The sequence below is a fragment of the Chitinophaga sp. 180180018-3 genome, from assembly GCF_037893185.1.
GTDB lineage: Bacteria > Bacteroidota > Bacteroidia > Chitinophagales > Chitinophagaceae > Chitinophaga.
On the sequence record NZ_CP140772.1, the window covers coordinates 5,708,092 to 5,729,764 of the forward strand.

General features: G+C 47.3%; 18 protein-coding genes. 5 read left to right on the top strand and 13 right to left on the bottom strand.

What is annotated here, in order from left to right; all coding sequences use genetic code 11:
• Nucleotides 1-13: 13 nt before the first annotated feature.
• The 3 genes from UNH61_RS22210 to UNH61_RS22220 all read right to left on the bottom strand — a co-directional run bounded on the left by UNH61_RS22210 (nt 14) and on the right by UNH61_RS22220 (nt 3,587).
• Complete coding sequence (locus UNH61_RS22210; RefSeq protein ID WP_326994202.1) at nt 14-2,461, bottom strand: ABC transporter permease; 2,448 nt, start codon at nt 2,459-2,461, stop codon at nt 14-16.
• A 211-nt stretch (nt 2,462-2,672) separates the two neighbouring features.
• On the bottom strand, nt 2,673-3,074 hold the full coding sequence (locus tag UNH61_RS22215) for a hypothetical protein (protein ID WP_326994203.1): 402 nt from the start codon (nt 3,072-3,074) through the stop codon (nt 2,673-2,675).
• Between the two features lie 96 nt (nt 3,075-3,170).
• Nucleotides 3,171-3,587: a PepSY-like domain-containing protein gene (locus UNH61_RS22220; RefSeq protein WP_326994204.1), complete on the bottom strand. Its 417-nt coding sequence runs from the start codon at nt 3,585-3,587 to the stop codon at nt 3,171-3,173.
• A gap of 168 nt (nt 3,588-3,755) precedes the next feature.
• Between UNH61_RS22220 and UNH61_RS22225 the strand changes: the two genes are divergently transcribed.
• Complete coding sequence (locus UNH61_RS22225) at nt 3,756-4,160, top strand: VOC family protein (RefSeq protein ID WP_326994205.1); 405 nt, start codon at nt 3,756-3,758, stop codon at nt 4,158-4,160.
• Here the strand turns inward: UNH61_RS22225 and UNH61_RS22230 are convergent, their stop codons facing one another.
• Complete coding sequence (locus UNH61_RS22230) at nt 4,161-5,474, bottom strand: hypothetical protein (protein WP_326994206.1); 1,314 nt, start codon at nt 5,472-5,474, stop codon at nt 4,161-4,163.
• A 122-nt stretch (nt 5,475-5,596) separates the two neighbouring features.
• Between UNH61_RS22230 and UNH61_RS22235 the strand changes: the two genes are divergently transcribed.
• The 4 genes from UNH61_RS22235 (at nt 5,597) to UNH61_RS22250 (ending at nt 9,083) form a co-directional block, all read left to right on the top strand.
• Nucleotides 5,597-6,724 (top strand): hypothetical protein, encoded by a 1,128-nt coding sequence (locus tag UNH61_RS22235; RefSeq protein WP_326994207.1) that lies wholly within the window; start codon nt 5,597-5,599, stop codon nt 6,722-6,724.
• A 183-nt stretch (nt 6,725-6,907) separates the two neighbouring features.
• Nucleotides 6,908-7,708: a hypothetical protein gene (locus tag UNH61_RS22240; protein WP_326994208.1), complete on the top strand. Its 801-nt coding sequence runs from the start codon at nt 6,908-6,910 to the stop codon at nt 7,706-7,708.
• An 11-nt stretch (nt 7,709-7,719) separates the two neighbouring features.
• The gene (locus UNH61_RS22245) at nt 7,720-8,619 is read left to right on the top strand and encodes a LysR substrate-binding domain-containing protein (RefSeq protein WP_326994209.1); all 900 of its coding nucleotides are present in this window, start codon (nt 7,720-7,722) and stop codon (nt 8,617-8,619) included.
• 194 nt (nt 8,620-8,813) lie between these two features.
• On the top strand, nt 8,814-9,083 hold the full coding sequence (locus UNH61_RS22250) for a hypothetical protein (RefSeq protein WP_326994210.1): 270 nt from the start codon (nt 8,814-8,816) through the stop codon (nt 9,081-9,083).
• Between the two features lie 162 nt (nt 9,084-9,245).
• On the opposite strand, the gene UNH61_RS22255 is transcribed toward UNH61_RS22250, so the two are convergent.
• From UNH61_RS22255 to UNH61_RS22295, 9 genes are all read right to left on the bottom strand, one after another.
• A complete protein-coding gene (locus UNH61_RS22255) occupies nt 9,246-10,823 on the bottom strand; it encodes a hypothetical protein (protein WP_326994211.1) in 1,578 nt (525 codons plus the stop codon).
• 26 nt (nt 10,824-10,849) lie between these two features.
• Nucleotides 10,850-11,869 carry a type IX secretion system membrane protein PorP/SprF gene (locus UNH61_RS22260; RefSeq protein ID WP_326994212.1) on the bottom strand — a complete coding sequence of 340 codons (1,020 nt, stop codon included), beginning with the start codon at nt 11,867-11,869 and terminating at the stop codon, nt 10,850-10,852.
• Between the two features lie 435 nt (nt 11,870-12,304).
• A complete protein-coding gene (locus tag UNH61_RS22265; RefSeq protein WP_326994213.1) occupies nt 12,305-13,009 on the bottom strand; it encodes a DUF92 domain-containing protein in 705 nt (234 codons plus the stop codon).
• A gap of 36 nt (nt 13,010-13,045) precedes the next feature.
• A complete protein-coding gene (locus tag UNH61_RS22270; RefSeq protein WP_326994214.1) occupies nt 13,046-13,537 on the bottom strand; it encodes a DUF5946 family protein in 492 nt (163 codons plus the stop codon).
• A gap of 26 nt (nt 13,538-13,563) precedes the next feature.
• The gene (locus tag UNH61_RS22275; RefSeq protein ID WP_326994215.1) at nt 13,564-14,316 is read right to left on the bottom strand and encodes an MBL fold metallo-hydrolase; all 753 of its coding nucleotides are present in this window, start codon (nt 14,314-14,316) and stop codon (nt 13,564-13,566) included.
• A 109-nt stretch (nt 14,317-14,425) separates the two neighbouring features.
• Complete coding sequence (locus UNH61_RS22280) at nt 14,426-15,763, bottom strand: sulfatase (protein WP_326994216.1); 1,338 nt, start codon at nt 15,761-15,763, stop codon at nt 14,426-14,428.
• A 9-nt stretch (nt 15,764-15,772) separates the two neighbouring features.
• Nucleotides 15,773-17,347 (bottom strand): RagB/SusD family nutrient uptake outer membrane protein, encoded by a 1,575-nt coding sequence (locus tag UNH61_RS22285; protein WP_326994217.1) that lies wholly within the window; start codon nt 17,345-17,347, stop codon nt 15,773-15,775.
• 20 nt (nt 17,348-17,367) lie between these two features.
• Complete coding sequence (locus UNH61_RS22290; RefSeq protein WP_326994218.1) at nt 17,368-20,475, bottom strand: TonB-dependent receptor; 3,108 nt, start codon at nt 20,473-20,475, stop codon at nt 17,368-17,370.
• A 147-nt stretch (nt 20,476-20,622) separates the two neighbouring features.
• Nucleotides 20,623-21,633: a FecR domain-containing protein gene (locus UNH61_RS22295; protein ID WP_326994219.1), complete on the bottom strand. Its 1,011-nt coding sequence runs from the start codon at nt 21,631-21,633 to the stop codon at nt 20,623-20,625.
• Nucleotides 21,634-21,673 lie beyond the last annotated feature (40 nt).

The following is a 21,673-nucleotide window of genomic DNA, read 5'->3' on the forward strand; positions in this document are numbered from 1 at the left end:
CTTTTTTGGGCAGCTATTCTGTTTTTAAACTTTTCACAGGATTGGCAATGGCTGCTTTTACCACCTGTAAACAAATGGTGGCCATAGCAATGATGACAGCCACGAGGGCAGACCAAACAAAAACCCACCAGCTGATGCTGATCCGGTAAGCAAAATCTTCGAGCCATTTATGCATAAAAAACCAGGCAACCGGCACTGCTATTACAGCCGCGATCAGCACCAGTTTTAAGAAATCTGTTGAAAGCATCCACACGATGCCACTGACACTTGCTCCCAATACCTTGCGTATACCAATTTCTTTCACACGCTGCTCCGCCGCATAAATGGTAAGTCCCAACAATCCTAAAGCAGCGATGAAAATTGCAAGCAATGCAACGATGAGAAAAACGGTTTGCCTTATTTTATCTTCCCGATAAAGTAAATCCCATTGTTTATCAAGAAAACGATACTCGAAAACATTATCCGGGTCTACACTGCGCAGAATAGCACTCATTTTCGTTAGGGTGGCACTAACATCACCGCCTGCGAGCTTCACGGTAAAATAGTCGAAATTGTGAACAGGGTTTTTAGGCGCACCCAGCACCATTGGAGCAATCGACTCGTGTAACGATTGAAAATTAAAATCTTTCACGATGCCCACAACAGTGGCGGTAAAAGGCTTCTCAAGACCGGAACGATAATCACTTCCCGATCTTGCCGAGGGAATTGTTATTGTCTGATCCAGGGCATTAGTAATACCAAGCTGTTTCGCCGCGGTTTCATTAATAAGCACTGCAGCTGAATCTCCATTACCCGATGAATAAAAGTTTCTGCCCTTTAATAATTTGATATTATATGTAGAAAGAAATTGATCATCCACACCCAGGAAAAACATGTCTTTCCCATCTGCGGGGTTGCTGCCGTTGGTATTTACTTTTACAGAAGTAATAGTTTTCCAGTCGCCGGGAACCCTCGACGTGGCAGCAGCTGATTTAACGAGTGCCAGCTTTGTAAATTCATCTTTAATGGTGGCAGCAGCATGACGAATATCGCCGCTGTTGATAGCAACAACCACCGATTTTTCTTTATCAAATCCCATATCTTTATTATTTACATATTGCATTTGCTCGTAAATAATAATAGTGGCAGCAATAAGAACAATTGAAATCATAAACTGGAAAACCACCAGTGAGCGCCGCAAAGAAATGTTTCCCCGTCCTAATTTAACTTTGCTTTTCAATAACGATAAGGGATTAAGACCCGACTGAAATAAAGCAGGATAAAGACCCGCCAGTAAAGTAACAATCATTACAATCAACAAAACGCCGGTCCATATCCGGTAATCGGTATGTAAGTTAATGGTGAGGTGTTTTTCTGTAAATGAATTAAAAGCAGGCAGTAAAAGATTTACCAGCATCAACGAAAGAAGCGCGGAAAGCACTGTTACCAGCAGTGCTTCTGCCAAAAATTGTTTTATAAGCATTGCTCTTGAAGCTCCTGAAACTTTGCGCACGGCAATTTCCTTTCCCCTGTTTGTAAACCGCGCAGTAGAAAGGTTCATGTAATTGATGCAGGCAATGAAAATTATAAAGCAGGCAACGATCAGAAAAACATATATGTAAGAAATATTTCCTTTTTTGCCGGAATCACCTTCAATATCGTTCGAATAAAAATGTACATCTTTCAATGCCTGTAATTGCATATGGCTTTGAACACCGGCATCTGCTTTATGATTTGCAGCGATAAGATGATCCAGTTTGTTATTTAAAGCAGGGATATCGGTATTGTTGCTCACCAGGAAATAAGTCGCAAAAGCGCCGGAGGACCAGTCGTTCGAAAAAAACCCTTCTGCACCGGCATCTTTTTGAAAAGTAGCCTCCGATATCATCAGGTTAAATGAAATACTCGAATTGGCGGGAAAGTTTTTCAACACGCCTGTTACCCTGAAAGGCACACTATCCCACATCAATAACAATTTTCCGACTGCATTTGAGGTGCCAAAAAATTTCTTTGCTGATTCTTCGGTAATGATAACAGTATGCGGCGCTGTTAACGCTGTGCTTCGGTCGCCGTATAACAAAGGGAAACTAAAAACGCTCAGGATACCGGCATTGCCTGCTATCAAATCTTCGTAGAAAATATTTGTTCTGTTATCGCTGGGTTTAACATTAGCACGATTATAGGTGGAAATACGTGCCACATCCTTTATTCCGGGAATATCAGTTTTGGCTCTGGCAGAAACCTGGAGGCCTGCGCCAGCTCTATTGGTAGTATTACCTGCTGCATCTGTTTTTCTTTCAACTACCCGGTAAATGTTATCAACATGTTTATGCAGGCGGTCAAAAGTAAGTTCATCAAAAATGAACAATGCAATCAGTATAAAACTTGTTAAGCCAATGGTTAAACCAATGACGTTTATGAAAGAAAAGGTTTTATGCTTCCACAAATTGCGAACAGCCGTTTTGAAATAATTTCTGAACATAGGATTTGTTTTGTCGCGCTTCCAAATCTACCCATTGCTGCTCACAAGTGATTATCTTCTTTCATCTCTTAGTGGCATTCTCCACACTCGACGGCTAATAGTGAGAAACATGCCATTTAATTTTTATTTTGAGGTTCAATATTTTACAAAGAGAAAATAGATAAAAGTGTTCATTTTCGTACAGTGAAGTGACTCAATTTGATACAATGTCTCATTCCTGATCATTATCGCCTGCTTCCGGCCACTGAAAACGGATACTCCCCGGCCTGCCGCCATCTTCCAGATTGCCTAATGTCCGGTGATCGGTGGCGGTAGTAGTAAGCCACAGTGTATTCACCTGCCGCATCACCTGTACATTCAGGCCAAACTGCTCTGCAAAATCGCGTTCTACTTCTGCTGCGGTACGGTTAGGCCCTATATCTATCCATCCGAAGCTGTGAATCATGCGGATTTTTTCGATGGGCATATCAGGCATCACCCGGTCTTCCTTCGGAGAACAGGCTCCCAGCTTATGAGGCCGGTGAAAGAACTCCAGTCGCAGGTGGGGATATAAACGATGGAACGTTTGCTGGATTTCATTTACCAATGCTTCTTCGCTGATATAGATTTTCATGACCGGGGGTATTTGTTACTACAATATTACCGTAACAACTTCCCCCCGCCCATGAGATCTGTCAGCCCGTTATATGATATTAATCATACCAATGCCTTATCCTTTTTCTTCTTTCAGGAAGGTGCCATCACTGTTGAAGATGACATCTTTCCCGTTTACTTCCACTTCATAATTTACTTCCCCGCCAGCCTTTTGTATTTTTGCCGTTTCTTTTATTTTCCCGTTTTTGTAGTGGGAAGATATGTATTCCGCGGCCTGTTTCGGCAGCTCGGTTTTAGGGATAGCAGATTCGGTTTCAAGCCATTTACCGGATGCGTCGAATACCGCTGATACATGCTGGTTGTTTTCTTTGAATCCGGCTTCGTAATTACCTTTTTCCAGTTCCCATTTTACATTGGCAGCAGTTGGGAATTGCTTGGCTAATGCAGCTTTTACAGCGGCAGGCACATTTACTTTTTGTGCAGATGCTGCTATGCTACATAACAGGGATGCTGCGATTAAATAGTGTTTCATGATATAAATTTTCACCGAATTTAAAATGGGATTCTGTTGGCATTCTGTATAAGGGAAGGCAGGAAGCTCTGGCCCAAAATCTTTTTTTTCCTGCTGACATAGGGCTGTCACTTCCCCTCTCTAGTTTTACACCTGTAAACAAACAACACTACTTTAAATCACTTTACTATGAATACACTACGTGGCTTTGCTACTGTTTCTTTCTTCGCTGCCGACCATGAGGCTGCCAAAAAATGGTATACTTCATTCCTGGGCATTCCTCCTTATTTTGAAGTACCGGGATATGCAGAATTCCGCGTCGGGGACTATCAGCACGAACTGGGCCTGATCGATGCCAGCTATAAACCGGCAGGCGCCTCCGGAAATACCGGTGGAGCCATGATCTACTGGCATGTGGATGATGTGAATGCCACGCTCGATACCCTGCTTGGCATGGGCGCTGCACTATTTGAAAAGGTGACTGACCGCGGCCATGGCTTTGTGACAGCCTCCGTGCTGGATCCTTTCGGAAACATACTGGGTATTATGTATAACCCTCATTACCTGGAAATACTGGAAAACAGGAAACAGTGATCAGAATGTTACGAGCCGGTCGCCCTTTCGCAGCCAGGTATCTTTTACTGCACCGGTACCCTCGAAGCGGTACTGCAGGCCTACAATATCCGTAGGCGGATGGGTGGTGTTCACTTCACAGGCAGTAACACCATTGACAAGGAATCGCACATGGCGGTTGTGTGCTTCTATCCTCAGGGTTACCCATTGGTCCAGGTCGCAGCCAAAGCGGGAGAGATCGCTTTTTTTACTGTTAACATAAGTGCCTGCTACCCACATCGTGATATCACCCACACAGCCTTTTGCACAAAGCGGCACCATGAAAACGTCGTTTTTGCATAGCAACAGTACACTCACATGCTGGCAGGCAGCAGCGCCCTGGTGAAAGCCACTTTTCAGCGTGGTTTCGAATGTGAAATCGTCGTTTTTGAAATCGCCCAGATCCTGTACGTTATAAATCCGCAACGCCGGTGGCGCCGGCAGCAGGGGAATGTTGTAATGCGATAGCAACGCTTCACTAACATCCACGAAGCTGTCTTTCAATACCTCGTCGCTTTTAAAATAAACGGGGCTGGTGTTTTTATTCAGTACCATCGCCAGCCATCCGCCGGAACTGATCATCAGGTCGTGCTCTTTAACGATTTGTTTATTAATGATCAGCTTGGCCCTGAAATAACCAGGCTCATAGTAAATAGAAGAATATGTTTTTTCATCACGGGAGACAGGCATTTTGCGGCTTACGTCCCACGACTGGGATATAAACACAGAGTCGTTGCTGCCGGCCGCAGCTGCATCATAATTAAAGATGACGGAATTAGGCACTCCGTTCGTTTTTATCTTGTTGCTGCTGAATTGGAAGGCAGCGATGTTCAATGGTATGCCTGGTTTACCGTTGGATAGTAATACCAGGTAGAAGATGCCCAGTAGCGGGATTAAAGCCAGCAGCCAGTATTTCCATGAACTACGCTTCAGAAGGGCAGGTACGGTGCCCTGACTTTCCGGGGCCGGTTCATGGAATACCGGCGCCTGTATAGTTGTTGCAGCAACAGCCGATAAGGGAGTCTGCTGCAGCTTAAATGTCCGCCAATCGGTATAGCCGGCGAACTGCGCCAACGCATTCAACGTGGTAGTGGCGGGTATGTTGTTATACTTCACCTTTCCCCAGAGGCGTTTCAGGGTGGTTACGCTCAGGGTCACACCTGTTGCTTCTGCTATGGCATCACTCACTTTTTCGAAATCGTAACTGGTCCATTCACTGCCCGGCCCCCGGTTTAACCGGACTTCAGCCAGCGCGAGGCACGTTTGTATATATTTTATTTCTGAATTGTTATCCATTGAATTACATATAAATAACTCCTTGTACAAATTTGAACAGACTTGACACCCGGATGTTCAGTAATCAATTTAGCGATTATTCAGTTTTGCCGTCAGATCCATTAAAATTAAAAATTCTGGTCATGACAAAAACGATTATCACTATTTTCTGCTGCCTTTTTTCGCTAGTATCGGTGGCGCAGAAAAAGCATTCCTCCAACACCGGAAAAGCAGCCGTTATACGGATACCTATGGAGGCTGCCGCCTGGGATTTTCAACCGAACACGGTCAGCTTCCTGGAGTACAAATCTACGCCGGCCCTTGAAGTAAATGGCCCGCGCGATACGGCCATACTAAAGAATTTCGACTTTGAGGATGGTACAATAGAGTACGACGTAGTACCCCGTGACAGGATGTTCACCTTATTTTTCTTCCGGCGTCAGAACCCGATGGAAACAGAATGTTTCTATTTCCGCAGCGGCGAATCGGGCAATGGAGATGCCGTGCAGTATACGCCCTATATTGGCGGCATTAACCTGTGGGATATGATGTACCAGTACCAGAGTGCCGCCTCTTTGTATATGGACCAATGGAATCATGTGAAGCTGGTGGTTTCCGGCAGGCAGTTACGTGTATACGTGAACGATAGCACGCATCCGGTGTTGCAGGTGCCTTACCTGGAGAGTGACAGTAAACATGGCACCCTGGGGTTCAACGGCAGGGCCATCGTTGCCAACCTCGTGGTAAAGCCCGGGCAAACAGAGGGACTCATTCCGCAGGAAGGCGTTGACATTACGGATAACGATCCCCGTTATCTGCGTAAATGGTTCCTCAGCGAACCGATATCGGTACCCGCCGATGTTGATTTCAGCAAGACATACATCCCTGGCAAAACCACCACCTGGAACACCATACAGGCTGAGCGAATGGGCCTCATTAATCTCACCCGGCGATTTGGTAAGAGTGATACCCGGCGGCTGGTGTGGCTGAAAACCAACATCCAAACGGATACCGCGCAGGTAAGGAAAATCAATATGGGTTTCAGCGACGATGTATGGGTATTACTGAATGGCAAGCTGGTGTATGTAGATAAAAATCAATACGGCTCGCCCATTGCAAAGGTCCCCGACGGACGCTGTACTGTTGATAACGCTACCTTTGAGCTACCGTTGAATAAAGGCGATAATGAGCTCCTGGTGGGCGTAGCCAACAATTTCTACGGATGGGGACTTATTATGCGATTCGATAAGAAGGAAAGGCTGAGCTACTAGCTGATAACAATAATTGGAGCGGAATAAAAATTCCGCTCCATTCTCAGATAACCATTAAGTACATCTGTTCATAATCCTCCCCCTCTAATAAGTTTCGTTATACAAGCTACACCATCTGCCTGCAACAGGTTTGACATTCACATGAATGTGGCCGCAGTGGCACATTATGTTGTATATTGAGATATGAAAAAAAATATCCGCGAGGATGAGCTGTCCGGGCCGGTTTACCGGATGAAATACAGCACTTTTGATGAAAAGGGGACTTGTCTGGGCTCACAACAATCGACTTACAACGCCAGGGGCGATCTTATAAAATGGGAAACATGGCTGAGCGACGGGCAGCCTGAAAAGATATTGCTTTATACTTTCGACAACAACGGCGTATTACGGGAAGAAACGCTTTCTCTTGCAAGCGGCAAGCCGGTTTACCACAACAACTATTATGAGAATGGCGCGCTGAGAGAAAGTATTTCCTATTACGAAAGCGGCACCTGGAAAACGCTGTACGACGAAAACGGAGAGGTGTTACAGGAGCTGGAAAACGACAAGCCGGTTTCCCTGGAAACAACAGATCCCTATAACGAACAATGGGACACCACTACCACCGTTGCAGAAGATGGCAGTAAAACGGAAAAAGTGTACTATTCCGCATATGGAGACCTGATGGATATTACAGTGAGAGCCTACAATCCCCGCCAGCAGCTGTTGGAGGAGACTGTATACAAAGGCACTGTTGCGCTCGGACAGGGCACAGCCGACAGCGTTAAAACATTCCGGTATGACGAACATGGCCAGCTAACGGAACAGATCTCCCGCAGAACCTGGAGTGACGGGACTCCTGCCCAAACCATCTTCCGTTATCATCATCAATATGATGAACGGCACAACTGGATTGAGAAAACTGAGATCATGAACAATCACGTGACGGGCTTTCAGGATAAAATACAGTTTATCCGCAGGCGTGAAATTGAATATCATCCGTAAAACCATGCAGCATGTTATCTAACCGACACCTGATTTTTATGGAAGTAGCCCACCAGAAAAGCTTTTCCAAAGCCAGCCAGGCACTGTTCATTTCCCAACCAGCGGTAAGCATGCACATCAAAGAACTGGAAGAACAATATAAAACCAAACTTTTCGAGCGTAAAGGGTTGCAGATCGAGCTGACCGAGGCCGGCCAGCTGCTTTATAACCGCCTGCTCACGGTCAGGCATATACAACAGGAAACTGAATTCGATATTTCCGTCATACACGACCAGCAACAGGCTACCGGTGTGCTGAACCTCGGCGCCAGCACCACCGCAGCACTGTACATCCTGCCCAAAGTAATGTCGGCATTCCACCGGGAATACCCGCTGGTAGATATCACACTGCTGAACCGGAACAGCGAAATCGTGCTACAGGCCCTGCTCGACAAGGAAATAAATATCGGTGTCACGGAAGAAAAAGGGCAACTCAGCAATATCACCTACCAACCATTCCTGAAAGATCATATAGTGGCCGTTTGCAGTAAGGATAACCCGCTGGCGCGCAAAAAAAACTATTCAGTAAAAGATATCCTGCAGATGCCGGTAGCCATCCGCGAGCGGGGCAGCGGTACCCTGGAAGCATTAAAAAAAGGGTTGCTGAAAAGCAGGATACGCCTGAACGATCTGAATATCAAAGTACGCCTGGGTGGTACAGAAGCGCTCAAGAACTTCCTGCTGGAATCTGCATGTGTAGGCTTTCTTTCCACACGCTCCATTGCAAAAGAGCTGCAACATGGAGAGCTTACGATCCTGCATTTCGACGGGCTGAAGATAGATCGCAGTTTCTATTTCATTCAGCGCAAAGGCGAAACCAGCGATCTGAACAAACGGTTTATCAAAATGGCCAGGGCTATTTATGAAACCTGATCTTTTATATTTTCAACCGGAAGCGTTTTTTCTGCTTCAGGAAGCACCAACACAACGCTCCACTCATGAATCCGCCAGCACGGCGGATTGTCTTCCTACCTCATAAGTATAACTTATGGGTTATAAGATTTTCATATAACGAGGATTATAAGGTAAAACATACTTTTGAGTCGTACTAAAACGCCGGTTTCATTATGAACATGCTTTTTTATTATGACGAATTATACAAGGCAGCTGTAGAACGTATCAACAAGCTGGTAGATGTTTCTGTGAATCAGAAAAACATGTTGATAGAGCGGCTAAAGAATCAGGCCCCATTTTTAAGCACTACTACAGAAGACATTGACCGGGTTGCCCAAAAGATGATGAATTCACTGGGTATGATACTCTGCCCTGATGCTGCTGCCGACCTGGCAGGCGGAAGCAAACTCCTGGAAATGGAGATGCAGCTGAATGGAGAGTAGCGTTGTTATATCTTCTTCCGGTAAATAATGGTAGCTGTAAAACCGCCGTGAGCTGCAATTTCTGTCATCAGCTCGCTCAATACTGCAATGGTGACAGGTTGACGGTTAAGTACGGAAATGTGCCTATGGCTATGTTGTAGATGCCGGCAAAGGTAAGGGTTGCTACCTGCATATCTCCTTCCTTAACACCTCTCCTTCTTTCATACCCCGGGTATTAAACTCAATAGTATTCATTCTCCGATCCCCGGAATAAATGCGGATCTCATAATCAGTATCCTTTTCAAGCGTAAGATTAATCTCTCTTCCCGGTTCCCCAACGAAACACCAGCCAATACCACGTTGCTTGTTATAAATATAAATACAGGCCCCGTTGAGAGATGGGCAAACCGTACCCGTGAACGGGATTACCAGTGCAGGAGTCATCTTCTGCAGCGTGTATGCTTCAGGTGTAGTAATACTGTAAATGTCATCGCTGCCCTTACCACCGGGGCGATTGGAAGCAAAATAGGTTCCACCGGGTGTTGTTACGAAATAGAAGTCATCGCCCGGTGAATTAACCGGGTAACGAAGATTTTCCGGAGTGGCCCATTGGCTGCGGCTACCGGTAGTACGGAAGATATCGAATCCTCCCATACCTATCCAGCCTTTGCTCGAAAAATAAAGCGTGCCATCAGGAGCCATTGTGGGAAACTCTTCTTCTTCGCTGGTATTGATGGATGGCCCGCAGTTCACGGGAGCGCCCCATTTGCCATCGGGTTGTTTTTCGCAATACCAGATATCCGTTGCGCCCTGCCCTCCCGGCATATCGGCCGCGAAATAAAGCACGTTACCATCATTGCTCAATGTGGCATGTCCCAGGGAATATTCATCCGGTTTGTTATAGGGAAATGCTGCCGGCTGACTCCATTTCCCGGAACTGTCTTTTTGCGAGGTATAGAGTTCCAGGCGCCGGTAGCCATATTTCACTTTATTGTCTTTCACTGCAGGGATACGTCGGTTGGGATTGGTCATGGTTACATAGGCAGTGCGATATGCTTTATCGAATGCTGCCGGCCCTACGTGGTAGCGCGACGAGTTAAATGCGGGAGAAAAATCGCTGATGAATACATCTCCATAAGCACTGGTATCACCTGTATAAAGATGCTGAAAGTCGCGGCGGGTGCGGCCATACAGATTTTTGTTATAGCGGCTGCCATCATCCAGCTGATGCCGGTAGAGAGAATCTGATACAAACACGATGGCTCCCGGGTAGGGGGTAGCGCCCCAATCAGCCCCGCCGGTGTTCAGTCTTTCTACATTACGGATAAAAACCGGCGTAGGTTGTTGCATCCACTCGGCAGCCATATCGCAGCCAGCTATTCTGTTAGCGGTTTTGGAGCTGTTGTTATAACGGGCATAGGCCGCTTTGGCGGCGGCATATTTGCCCTGTGATTTTAGCATATCGCCATAGTAAAGACTGGTTTCCGGCGGGGCATCTGTTTTATCGAGCAGGCGGGCATACCAGTTGGCCGCTGCTTCATATTGGTTAATATAGCGGTATGAATCGGCCAGGCGTTGCAGGATCAGCGTGGTGGTTTTGCTTTTCTGCTTCGCTGCTATGCGCTCATAAAGTGACGCGGCCCGTGCATAATCGTATTTATCGAATGCAATAGCAGCCTGTTTATCCAGTGATAACTGTTCCTGGGCGTTTGTGTATGTGAGTATGAAGAAGAATAGAATTACACCTGCATATTTTTTCATAGTATCTGTTTAAAATAACACCGCTGTTAGAAATATCTCGGACTAATCACCCTGTCCCTTCGTGTGGGGAAGAGGAAGCCAACGGATATTTCGTGAGATCCACTTTGGAAAGAAGCCATTTTATTGATGGTCAGATCGTAGGCATATCCTATTCTCAGCTGATTGGTGATATTGAACATGGCGATGATGCTGGCCGCATCCAACTGTTCCAGGGCGGGATCCAGGGCAGGTTTGCTCCAGAGTTTCACACCTGTTCTGTAAGAAGCGCCGGCCCATAGCCGGTCGGCAATAAGGAACATAGCGGTCAGGTCTACGTTGGTAGGCCCTTTAAAATCTTCTTTCACCAGTATGGAAGGTTTGAACTTCAGGTTCTCAGAGAAATTGAACACGGCCCCTGCATTCACATACAGGTGCTGGGTTTTCCGAATGGTCCGATACTGATACCCCTGCCAGTAATACCGGGAGGCATCGGTATACAGGGAGAAGAGGTCCATGACGGAGGCGCCGGCATAAAACCTGGAGGTATAGTAGTAAACACCGAAGCGGGCATCCGGTACCCAGGTTGAGGCCCTTCCGAGAGGAATAGCCGGGTCGTTGGCATCATTGTATTTCATGGCCTGGCCATCGAGGGCATACTGTGTTACGCCGGCCCCTACCCCAAGGCATAAACGCTTGTCGCCGTCGGCATTGAGCGGGATCCGGTAGGAATACATTCCATAAATAGAGGTAGCATCCTGGGGGCCGAGTTTATCGTACATGATCTGCATCCCGAGGCCAACCCGGTTATCTTTTGAGGCATTCAGCGCCCCATCTACAGACACGCCCCCTGTTTGAGGGCCGCCGGGAAAATTAACCCATTGTTTGCGGTAAACAGCATTCAGGAACAGGTCTTCCTTATAACCTGCATAGGCGGGATTTACACTCAGCATATTAAACACATACTGGCTGAATTGTAAATTTTGCTGGGCACTGGAAAGAAGCGGTTGTCCTGTTAACCCTGCCAGTATCAGGTACAGCGCCAATTTTGGTTTAAAATTCAAACCCATAGGAGATCTGTTAAAAATCATGAATATTTTTATCGCAGTGGTCAACACTATTCATACAGCTTTCTTTCACGACGTCTGAATATTGTTCTAATGTGCTATAAATGGCACCTGGGTGAGTAGGCCATTTTCATCCGGGATAATTAAGTTAGGAATACAAATCAACCATTGGATCCGGGTTCACGAACACAGTAAATCTGACAATCTTAATATAATGCTACCCCATCTTCTCTCCGATAAAAGCGGGCAGGGATCACGTAATGGGGCTATTCCCCGCCTTCATCAATATCTCAGGGAGATTATTTCAATCAGTAACAATAAATTTGTCTTTCTTGTTCATTTACAACCATAATTATTTGCTATAATCAGGCATCAGTTGTTGTAAAAACAAAAAAGGCAGCTCCGGATAGAAGCTGCCTTTTTATTTATCTGGTAATATTAAAGCAGGTATAATACCATTGCTACGATGGCGCCAATAAGTGTATTCAGGAAATTCACCGTATTGTTGCCTACAATTTTCTTTCGTTCCAGGGTAGCTCCCAGCAGGGAATCGGCTATATTTCCCAGTACTCCGCCTATGAACACCCAGATTACCAGTTCGTCCATTCCATAACAGATTCCGTATACCAGGGCCACTACGGCCGCAGCGCCGGCGCCCCATAAGGTACCTTCCAGGCTGATCACACCATCCAGCCCGCGGGTATCCGGCTTAAAGGTCAGGATATTGTAAGAACGGCGTCCATACAGGATTCCCATTTCCGACGACACCGTATCTGCGGCTGCCGACGCCAGCGCTGCACCCATCATCATCAGATACATACTTTCCAGATCAGGGTTCACGAAGGCCAGAACAGCCATAATGGTAGCTACGCCGCCATTGGCAAATACCTGTGCAGCATTTCTTTTTTCGGCATGTGGTTCTTTCAGATGTTTTTTGTGGGCGGTGGCACTCACGCCCAGCACAAAGAAGGTGGCCAACAGTACTGGTCCGCCGTAACCGGCGCAAAAACAGGCTATAAAAGCCATGAACACTGCCAGCAATGCGGCTGGTACAGTGAGTTTGCGTGTTTTGATGCAGGCAATCGCTACGACACTAAGCGTTACCAGCAACAGCAGCAATTCATAAAAAGAAGATAATTTCATAACAGGGCGCAAAACTATACAAATATCTTATTTGTTCTATTTAATGTATGGAGCTGCCTGCTCTTTCACCCAGGCATGGTGAGCGGCCCAGCTGTCCCATACCGACTGTCCCCATTTTTTCATGGCCGCATATAATCCGTCTTCTGTTGTGGCTTTCAATACTTCCTGCACCGTCACCGTTCCGGCCTGAACGGGCAAAGCGGGCGCTGTCCATGACTGCTTGGCTATAATGCTGTGAATATGCTGCACCTGCTTTCCGGTGTACCCGCATTCAAGCGTCAGATACAACCCTATCAGGGCATAGGCAGTGGTAATGCCGCGCGAAATGCCCCCTGAATGCTGTGCCCCATAAGCGTCGACCGCCAGCTGATGATGAAAATCGGGATCTCGGAAAGAAAAAGTACGACCGGATAACTCATTAAAAAGCTCCTGACATTCGCCGGAAGCATTGTACCGCTCAGAAGGGGCCAGCTGTTGCTCCGGTAAATGCAGCTTACAGCCTGGACAAATGATTTTATTGTCGCTCATAAAGAAAGATTAAACAAGAACAGCTATCAGTACCAATTCCGCAGTCTTACTTCAATATTTTTCTTACCCGCCTCGACAAGACTTTTAAATTTATTCACATCACTGAGCCCGCCTTTACCGCGGTAATGATAGGGATATACAATTTTCGGCTGGAATGCCAGCACGGCATCTGCCGCCTCGGTAACATCCATTGTATAAGGCAGGTTCATACATACAAACGCCACATCAATATTCTTTAGTGCCCTCATTTCAGGAATACCCTGGGTATCTCCTGAAATGTACAGGGTTTTACCGCCTGTTTTTATCACATAACCATTTCCACGGCCTTTGGTATGCATGGCATTTGCACTTTCCGGAAGGTTATACATGGGAATAGCTGTAAACGAAATACCTGATATTTCTTTGGTATCCCCATTCTTCATGATCACCAGCCTGTCCGCAGGTATATCCTTCAGCTTCTCCGCTACCACCGGAGGCACTATCACTATAGTAGCCGCTGTTTTCAGTGCACTGATCTCGGCCGGATCTGCGTGGTCGCCATGAATGTCGGTCACGACAATTATATCCGGGGCCGCCAGCCCTTTATAGCGCTCTTTACCTTCTGCCGTAGGATCTACATAAATTGTTTTGCCTGCAGTTGTCAGCACTAAAGTGGCATGCTCGATCGGTTGTATATTAAGATTTCCCCGGGAAGTTTTGATCACATCAGGTGCAACCCTTTGGGCTTCAGCACTGAACATGCCGAGGACGAGGGTAAGTACAAGAATAGTGTTTTTCATAAAAAAGGATTGAGAATGGAAAGATAAGGAAATAAAGAATTAGGAATTACAGATCAAAGCGAAGGCCTTCGCTTTGATCCGTAATTCCTAATTCCCCATTCGTAATTCTCTAATCCGCACTATTCCCCGAATACTTATCCAATAACTGCTCCAGCGCAGTCACCTTCTCAGGATACTCCTTTGCCAGGTTGGTACGCTCGCGAACATCCCATTCGAGGTTAAATAACTCAACGGTTTTTTCGCCGGTAGCTTTGTTGGCGATACGACGGAACTTCCAGTCGCCCACCCGGATGGCTTCCGGGATGCCGTTATTTACGTAGTAGATGGGCTGGTGCTGAATATGCTCTTTTTTACCGGTAAGCAGGTCGAGTACGGATTCTCCGTCGAGTGTTCTGCCGGCGGGCAGTGGCGCATTTACCCATTGAGCAATGGTGGGCAATACGTCCATACTGGTAAACGCATCGGGGATGGTTTTACCTCTTGGCACATGATTCTTCCAATACACAATAAAGGGTACACGATGGCCCCCTTCATAGGTTTCCCCTTTCTTACCACGGAAAATACCCGTGCTGCCTACATGCCAGGGTTTGGTAACACTGTCGCCTGCCATACGTGGTGGAAAATCGATCCACGGACCGTTATCGCTGCTGAAGAACAAAATGGTATTATCTGCCAGGCCCTGCTTTTCGAGCGCTTTCCAAAGCTCGGCCAGGTTGGTATCTATCTCCTCAATCACATCCCCATATAAACCACCGGGCGACTGCCCCCTGAATTTTTTAGAAGCAGCTACAGGCAGATGTGGCATATTATGCGCCAGGTACAGGAAAAATGGCTGACCTTTTTTCTGTTGCTGTATATACCTGATCGCTTCTTTCGTGTATAACTGCGTCAGCGAAGTATCAGCCGGATGGAAAATTTCCGGCGTTCTGTCGCGGTATATTTTCAATACGGTATCTGTGACTACATACGGATAACGGTAATCATGGCTGTACAGCAAACCAAAGTAATGATCAAAGCCCTGCGCTGTAGGGAAGTTATAAGGCTTGATATCTCCAAGATGCCATTTACCGATCATGCAGGTGTTGTATCCCACCGTTTTCAGCATTTCAGCAATCGTTACATCCTCATCGGGCAACCCTATTTTATAACCGGGAGGTATCGGGAAATTCAGCTGGGAACGGGTAGGATAACGCCCGGTCAACAGGCTGACCCTGGAAGGTGTGCAGGAAGGAGAAGTGACCATGTAGCCGGTCGACTTCACCCCTTCGCTGGCGATATGATCCAGGAATGGGGTGCGGATCTGCGGATTGCCATAGCAACTCAGATCGCTGTAGCCCATATCATCCGTGAGCACAAAGATGATATTGGGCCTTTGCTGTTGCGCCTGTGCGGCGGGAGCTGCACCAATGGCCAGCCCCGCCAGTAAACCAAAGATATATTGCTTCATAACGAGAAATTACCAGTTAGGATTTTGTGACAGATTCGGGTCCAGATCCCGTTCTTTCTGCGGAACCGGCCAGAGATAATGTCTTGATTTATCAAACGCCCGGTTAAATGATACTACCTGCACGGTTGTCAACTGCCCGTTATTGTTCCAGGTAATGCCATACACCGGTCCGTTCATGACATTCTCTGCGGTTTTCCACCGGCGTATATCATACAAATGCAATCCTTCAAAAGCCAGTTCCACGGTACGTTCATAACGAACCGCATCCCGCAGCTGTGCCTGTGTAAGCCCCGGCTGCAATGCCGGCATATTTACATCCGCTCGTTGCCGCACCGTATTGATGGCAGTATACACACTCTGATCCAACTGGTTCAGCTCTATTTTCGCCTCTGCATACGTAAGCAATACTTCTGCATAACGCAACAAAATCATATTGATACCACAGTTGGTTGGATTGGCATAGTCTTCCGGGTTGATGTATTTTTTCAGATTGTATCCGGTGGTAGATGCAATGTAAGTACTACCGATAGCATCTGCCGTACCGCTGTTGGGAGCCGGACGGAATGCAATGCCGGAAGGAAGTATATCACCCTCCACGAAGAGGCTGTAGCGTAGCCGTGGATCACGGTTATCGTAGGGATGATAAGGATCGAAGCCACTGCCCGGAGAATTGATATCCTTACCGTCTTTCGTCTGATACAGATCTGCCAGCGCCTTCGTGGGCACGTAGGTACTGTTGCCGTTCTTCTGGCTGTAAGGCGCCATCATGCTGAATACGTTGTTAGGCAGATTGTCTTTAATGAACTGCCTGTCGAGGATCACCTCCGGATTTCCTTCTGCTGCGTAGGAGAACAACTTCTGGTAGGTGCTGTACAACGTATAGCCAAGGCCGTTAACCTGGGTAGCCGCATCCACCGCCAGTTGATATCTGCCTGCGTAGAGGTCTGCACGGGCTTTCAGTGCCCAGGCTGCGCCTTTGGTTACGCGCCCCTTATCAGCGGCACTGTAACTGGCCGGCAGCAGCGATGCTGCATCTGTCAGCTCCTTATCAATGAAATCATAAATATCCTTTACCGGCGTGCGGGTCAGGACGCGCGACTGCTCCAGCGTAATGGAAGTTGTGACCAATGGTACATCCCCGAACTGCGCGGCCAGTTTGATGTATTGATAAGCCCGCAGCGTTTTGGCTTCTCCCTTAAACTGGTTAATAAGGGTGGTATTGGAAGATGTTACTTTGTCTACATTCTCCAGAAAATAATTACAGGCATGGATACCTTTGTAGGCATTCTTCCATTCGCCATACACTTTGGCACTCGACTGATCATACGTACCCAGTTCAATGTATGCCTGTACATCGAAATTCTGATTCGTATGACCGATGTCTGTTAACGCATCCATAGAGAGGATGTTCGTGGAATCGAGGTCGAGGTAAAGTGCATTGACAGCCAGCCTTGCATCTGCCTCCGATTTCCAGAACAGGTTCACCGACAAACGGTCTGTAGGTACGGTATCCAGCAGATCTTTACTGCAAGACGCCAGCAGCACTAACAGCAAGAGATAAACACTTATATTAATTGCCTTCATATTCATTCGTTTTTCGCACATTAAAACTGCAGATTAAGTCCAACTGTAAACAGGGAGGTTTGTGGATAATACACCGCTCTGCCCGATTCTGCCTCCGGATCGAGGTTCCACTCATTCAGTTTTGAAATAGTGAACAGGTTTGTAGCCGATACATATATCATTGATCTGCTGATGAGTGCTTTTTTACTGATATGTTCCGGCAGGTGGTATCCCAGCTGCACATTCTTCAGCCTTACATAAGAAGCGTCGATCACCAGTCTGTCGGATGTAGCCACATTGCGCAGATCGTACTTGATAGGACGTGGGAAACGGGCGTTGGTATGCTCAGGTGTCCAATAATTGCCGGCATAGATCTGATGTGTAAATCCTTCCTGGTTTCCCATTTCCGCCAGTGCGCCGGCGAGGCGGGTATCTACTTTGGCAGCCCCCTGTATGAGCAGGTTCAGTTCAAATCCCTTGTACTGGAAACCTGCATTCAGTCCGAAAGTATACTTGGGGAACGATATCCCGATATTGGTCATATCGTTGGCATCTATCTTTCCATCATTATTTCTGTCTACATACTTCACATCCCCGGGCTTGCTATTTGCGGCCAGTGTAGGATATTTACTGATTTCATCCTGGGTCTGAAACAGGCCGGCAGTCTGGTATCCCCAGAGGGTATTGATAGGCAGCCCTACTTTGATAATATAACGGGGATCTATATCCGAACCGGTGATATACGGACCGGTACCTTTGAGATCTGTTACTTTGTTTTCATTATAGCTGAAATTAGCGCCGATATTGTAGCGGAATGCGCCGGTGTTTTTGCTATTGTAGTTGATGTTGATCTCTACCCCTTTGTTCTCTACTGAACCGGCGTTCTGCGGAGGTGCGTTCAAACCCACGGTAGCGGGGATATCGAGGTTGAGCAGAATATCGGAGGTCAGTTTGCGATAGTAATCGGCCGTCACACTCAGGCGATGGTCCAGGAAAGCTGCATCCAGTCCCAGATCCAGCTGGGTAGTGCTTTCCCAGCCCAGGTTCGTATTTGCCAGTGTAGTTTGACGGTACCCCTGCACAGGCGCACCGTTGAAGGTATAGCTGGTAGCGGTGAGTGCATCGTAATAGCTGTAGAGGTCTACCGACTGGTTACCTGTTTTTCCGTAGGAGCCGCGAACCTTCAGATCGTTCACTACCGGCAGCAGCGGGCGGAAGAAACCTTCCTGTGAAACGCGCCATCCTGCGGAGAAGGAAGGAAAGAAGCTATATCGTTTGCTGCCGGCGAAGCGGGAAGATCCGTCGTAGCGCCCATTCACTTCCAGCAGGTATTTTTCAGCAAAGGCGTAGTTGATTCTGCCGAAATAAGAGCGCAGGCCATATTCCACATCACTGCCGGAATTGCTTTTAGTACCGTCGTTAGAGCCCTGTCCGATAGAGGTGATATCGTTGTTATAAAAACGCTCGCGGTAAGCGCTGAGAAAACTCTGGCGGTTGTCGATCTGGGAATAACCTGCCAGTGCTTTCAGGTTATGTTTACCGAAGTCGTGTTCGTAGGTAAGCAGGTTGTTCCAGGTATATTCTTTCAGCGAGTTGCGCACTTCCGTTAAACTATTATTTGCCACCGTTTTGGTGATGTTGGTATTTTTATCGGTGTTGGTGAACGAGTTGGTGAAGTTCTTTTGTTGTGTGAACATCAGACGGGCGCCGAACTGAGAAGAAAAGCGCAGTCCTTTCAGCAGTTCCACATCGCCTTTGACGCTACCGGTGAAGTAATCTATATTCTGCTTAGACAGCCCTCCTATTTCATCGAACATCAGTGGATTGTTGCCTTGGGTACTGAGGCCGTAGGTTCCATCGGGATACTTGGGTACTGCCCAGAGCGAGCCGTGGAGCATGGTATTGAAGGGAGCTACCGTAGGCGCCACGCTGTAGTTATTGCGATAGTTAAGATCGCCACCAAAGTGCAGCGTGGTTTTAGCCGGATTATAATCGGAATTCAGCCGCATTTCATTCAGCCTGCTGCTATAGTTTTCCACGATCCCCTGCTGATCCTGGTATCTTACACTCATTCTCGTTTTGATCACTTCATTACCTCCGGCAAGAGAGATGCTGTGATTTTGCTGCGGAGCTGTTTTGAGCATGGTGCTGAACCAGGTGTTGGGCATCGGGTATTTGTACCGGTCGGTGGCGTTCACGTACTGCTGGATAGATGCCTCTGTAAAGCGCGCCGGCACCGCTACACCAGCGTTGGTATAAGCTACCACCTGTTCGCGCATATACGATTCAATATCCATCATCCTGGGTTTGTTGATACTTTTCTGCCAGGCATAGTAGCCATTGTAGTTGACTGTAAGTTTACCGGCTTTGGCTCTTTTGGTGGTGATAAGTATAACCCCGTTGGTAGCGCGGGAACCATAAATAGCCGTAGAGGCAGCATCTTTCAGCACAGAAAGGGATTCGATATCATCGGGATTGATATCCTGCATGCGTTGTTCGATACCGTCTACAATTACCAGCGCGTCATTTTTGCCGAGGTCGTAGCCGCTGGTACTGCTGTTGTTGATATTGAAAGTGGTGATCCCTCTTACGCGGATGGTAGCAGCAGAGGTGCCCGGAGCGCCTCCCCTGTCGAGCACTGTAACACCCGGGGCGAGGCCCTGCAGCGCCTGTTGTATATTCGATACAGGCCGGCGGGCCATATCGGCGCCTTTGATCTGGGCTACTGCATTGGTGAGGTCACTTTTTTTCTGCGTGCCATATCCTACTACTACAATCTCGCTTAGTGCAGCCGTGCTGCTTTTCAGCCTGACCAGAATAGAGGTGGATTCGCCCGGCTTCAGGGTGTATCCCTGCAAGGTTTCCTGCTCATAACCTATGCAGGTGATCACGAAAGAATAAGTGCCGTTTACCGGTAGCCGGGAGAAAACAAATACGCCGGCGGAATCTGTTTGTGCGCCGCTGCTGAGGTTCGTGAGCGAGTTGCGGGCTACCACATTGACGAAAGGAAGTTTTTCTCCGTTTTCATTCCGGACGATTCCTTTAACGCTGCCTGTTTTCTCTTGTGCATAGAGTGGTGAGTAGCACCACAGTAATAGGGCATACAATACATACCCGATCCTGGTTGATAAACTGAATCTGTTTGCCACTGTTGATATTTTAAGATTTAGAGATTAGGGAGCCGGCATAGCATGTCCGGAATTGCTATGCATGCGTATCAATTATTGCTGCTGGTGGAATTCAACAATTATTGCTGGTGGTTTTTGCTAAGCAGCAACCAACGCCAGAACCATTAATCACCGGGCCTGGCGGCTGGTAGCCGGCTGTTTCTTTATGATATAGTGCTTTCCATTGTTTACGACAATCAGATTGTTCAATAATGCGATATCTTTCAAAACATTCCCCAGAGAATCTGTGCGTTCTATTTTGCCTATAAAATTCAGTCCTTTCAGGTCGGTGGGATTATAATATATCGGAACATTCCAGATGGCAGACAGCTGGTCTAAAACCTGAGCCAGTTCCTGGTTGTCGAACATATACCAGTTAGCCACTCCTGCATCTGTAATTTGTGTATTTTGCCGCTTGTTTGTTTTCGGGAGATGATTAACTACTGCAGCTATTCCTTTGAGCTGGTCGTAGCTGAATACATCGCCGGGAACCAGATAGTAATCCTTGTTTAGCTTCACCCGCAGCGGATCTGCCGATTTCACCATCACCTTGCCTTTATACAGGTAAACAGCGGTACTGTTATTCCCGGCTGCCACCATTTTAAAAACGGTGCCCAACACGGTAGTGGTGATCCCATTTCCTGATACCGTAAAGGGACGGCGTGGATCCTGCTTTACATCGAAAAGCGCGGTGCCCTCCAGCTGTATAGCCCGTTGCTGCTCCGGAAACCCTGGCTGGTAGCGAAGTACTGATGCCGGAAACAGGGTCACTGCGGTACTATCGTCTAACAGCACGGCTATTGCTTCGCTGGTACTATTGCTCACCGTTTTCCATTCCGCTATGGCTACTACCGGCGCTTTATGAACCGTATGGCCAGATTGCCACAATTGCCAGCTGCCCGCCACCATTCCTGCCAGCAAAGCAGCTGCAGCAGCCTGTTTTACCCTCCGCACAATAGCGCTCCGCTTCCGCTGCTGCCGGATATTCTCCCAGGTGTCATTCCAGAAATCCCCGCTCTTTTCTGCTGTATCTTCTATGCTATCCCATTCTTCCTGCTCCTGTTGCCGGCTGGGCAAAGGAGTAGCAGGTTCCTGTGGTTTTCCGAAATGCTTTTTTATAAATTTCCCGGGTAGCTTCATTGTATTAAGTAATACGCAGCTAACGGGTAAATTCCTCAGC

Coding starts and splice junctions, on each gene's coding strand:
- UNH61_RS22210 (WP_326994202.1), bottom strand. CDS start 2,461: ATGTTCAGAAATTATTTCAAAACGGCTGTTCGCAATTTGTGGAAGCAT.
- UNH61_RS22215 (WP_326994203.1), bottom strand. CDS start 3,074: ATGAAAATCTATATCAGCGAAGAAGCATTGGTAAATGAAATCCAGCAA.
- UNH61_RS22220 (WP_326994204.1), bottom strand. CDS start 3,587: ATGAAACACTATTTAATCGCAGCATCCCTGTTATGTAGCATAGCAGCA.
- UNH61_RS22225 (WP_326994205.1), top strand. CDS start 3,756: ATGAATACACTACGTGGCTTTGCTACTGTTTCTTTCTTCGCTGCCGAC.
- UNH61_RS22230 (WP_326994206.1), bottom strand. CDS start 5,474: ATGGATAACAATTCAGAAATAAAATATATACAAACGTGCCTCGCGCTG.
- UNH61_RS22235 (WP_326994207.1), top strand. CDS start 5,597: ATGACAAAAACGATTATCACTATTTTCTGCTGCCTTTTTTCGCTAGTA.
- UNH61_RS22240 (WP_326994208.1), top strand. CDS start 6,908: ATGAAAAAAAATATCCGCGAGGATGAGCTGTCCGGGCCGGTTTACCGG.
- UNH61_RS22245 (WP_326994209.1), top strand. CDS start 7,720: ATGTTATCTAACCGACACCTGATTTTTATGGAAGTAGCCCACCAGAAA.
- UNH61_RS22250 (WP_326994210.1), top strand. CDS start 8,814: ATGAACATGCTTTTTTATTATGACGAATTATACAAGGCAGCTGTAGAA.
- UNH61_RS22255 (WP_326994211.1), bottom strand. CDS start 10,823: ATGAAAAAATATGCAGGTGTAATTCTATTCTTCTTCATACTCACATAC.
- UNH61_RS22260 (WP_326994212.1), bottom strand. CDS start 11,869: ATGGGTTTGAATTTTAAACCAAAATTGGCGCTGTACCTGATACTGGCA.
- UNH61_RS22265 (WP_326994213.1), bottom strand. CDS start 13,009: ATGAAATTATCTTCTTTTTATGAATTGCTGCTGTTGCTGGTAACGCTT.
- UNH61_RS22270 (WP_326994214.1), bottom strand. CDS start 13,537: ATGAGCGACAATAAAATCATTTGTCCAGGCTGTAAGCTGCATTTACCG.
- UNH61_RS22275 (WP_326994215.1), bottom strand. CDS start 14,316: ATGAAAAACACTATTCTTGTACTTACCCTCGTCCTCGGCATGTTCAGT.
- UNH61_RS22280 (WP_326994216.1), bottom strand. CDS start 15,763: ATGAAGCAATATATCTTTGGTTTACTGGCGGGGCTGGCCATTGGTGCA.
- UNH61_RS22285 (WP_326994217.1), bottom strand. CDS start 17,347: ATGAAGGCAATTAATATAAGTGTTTATCTCTTGCTGTTAGTGCTGCTG.
- UNH61_RS22295 (WP_326994219.1), bottom strand. CDS start 21,633: ATGAAGCTACCCGGGAAATTTATAAAAAAGCATTTCGGAAAACCACAG.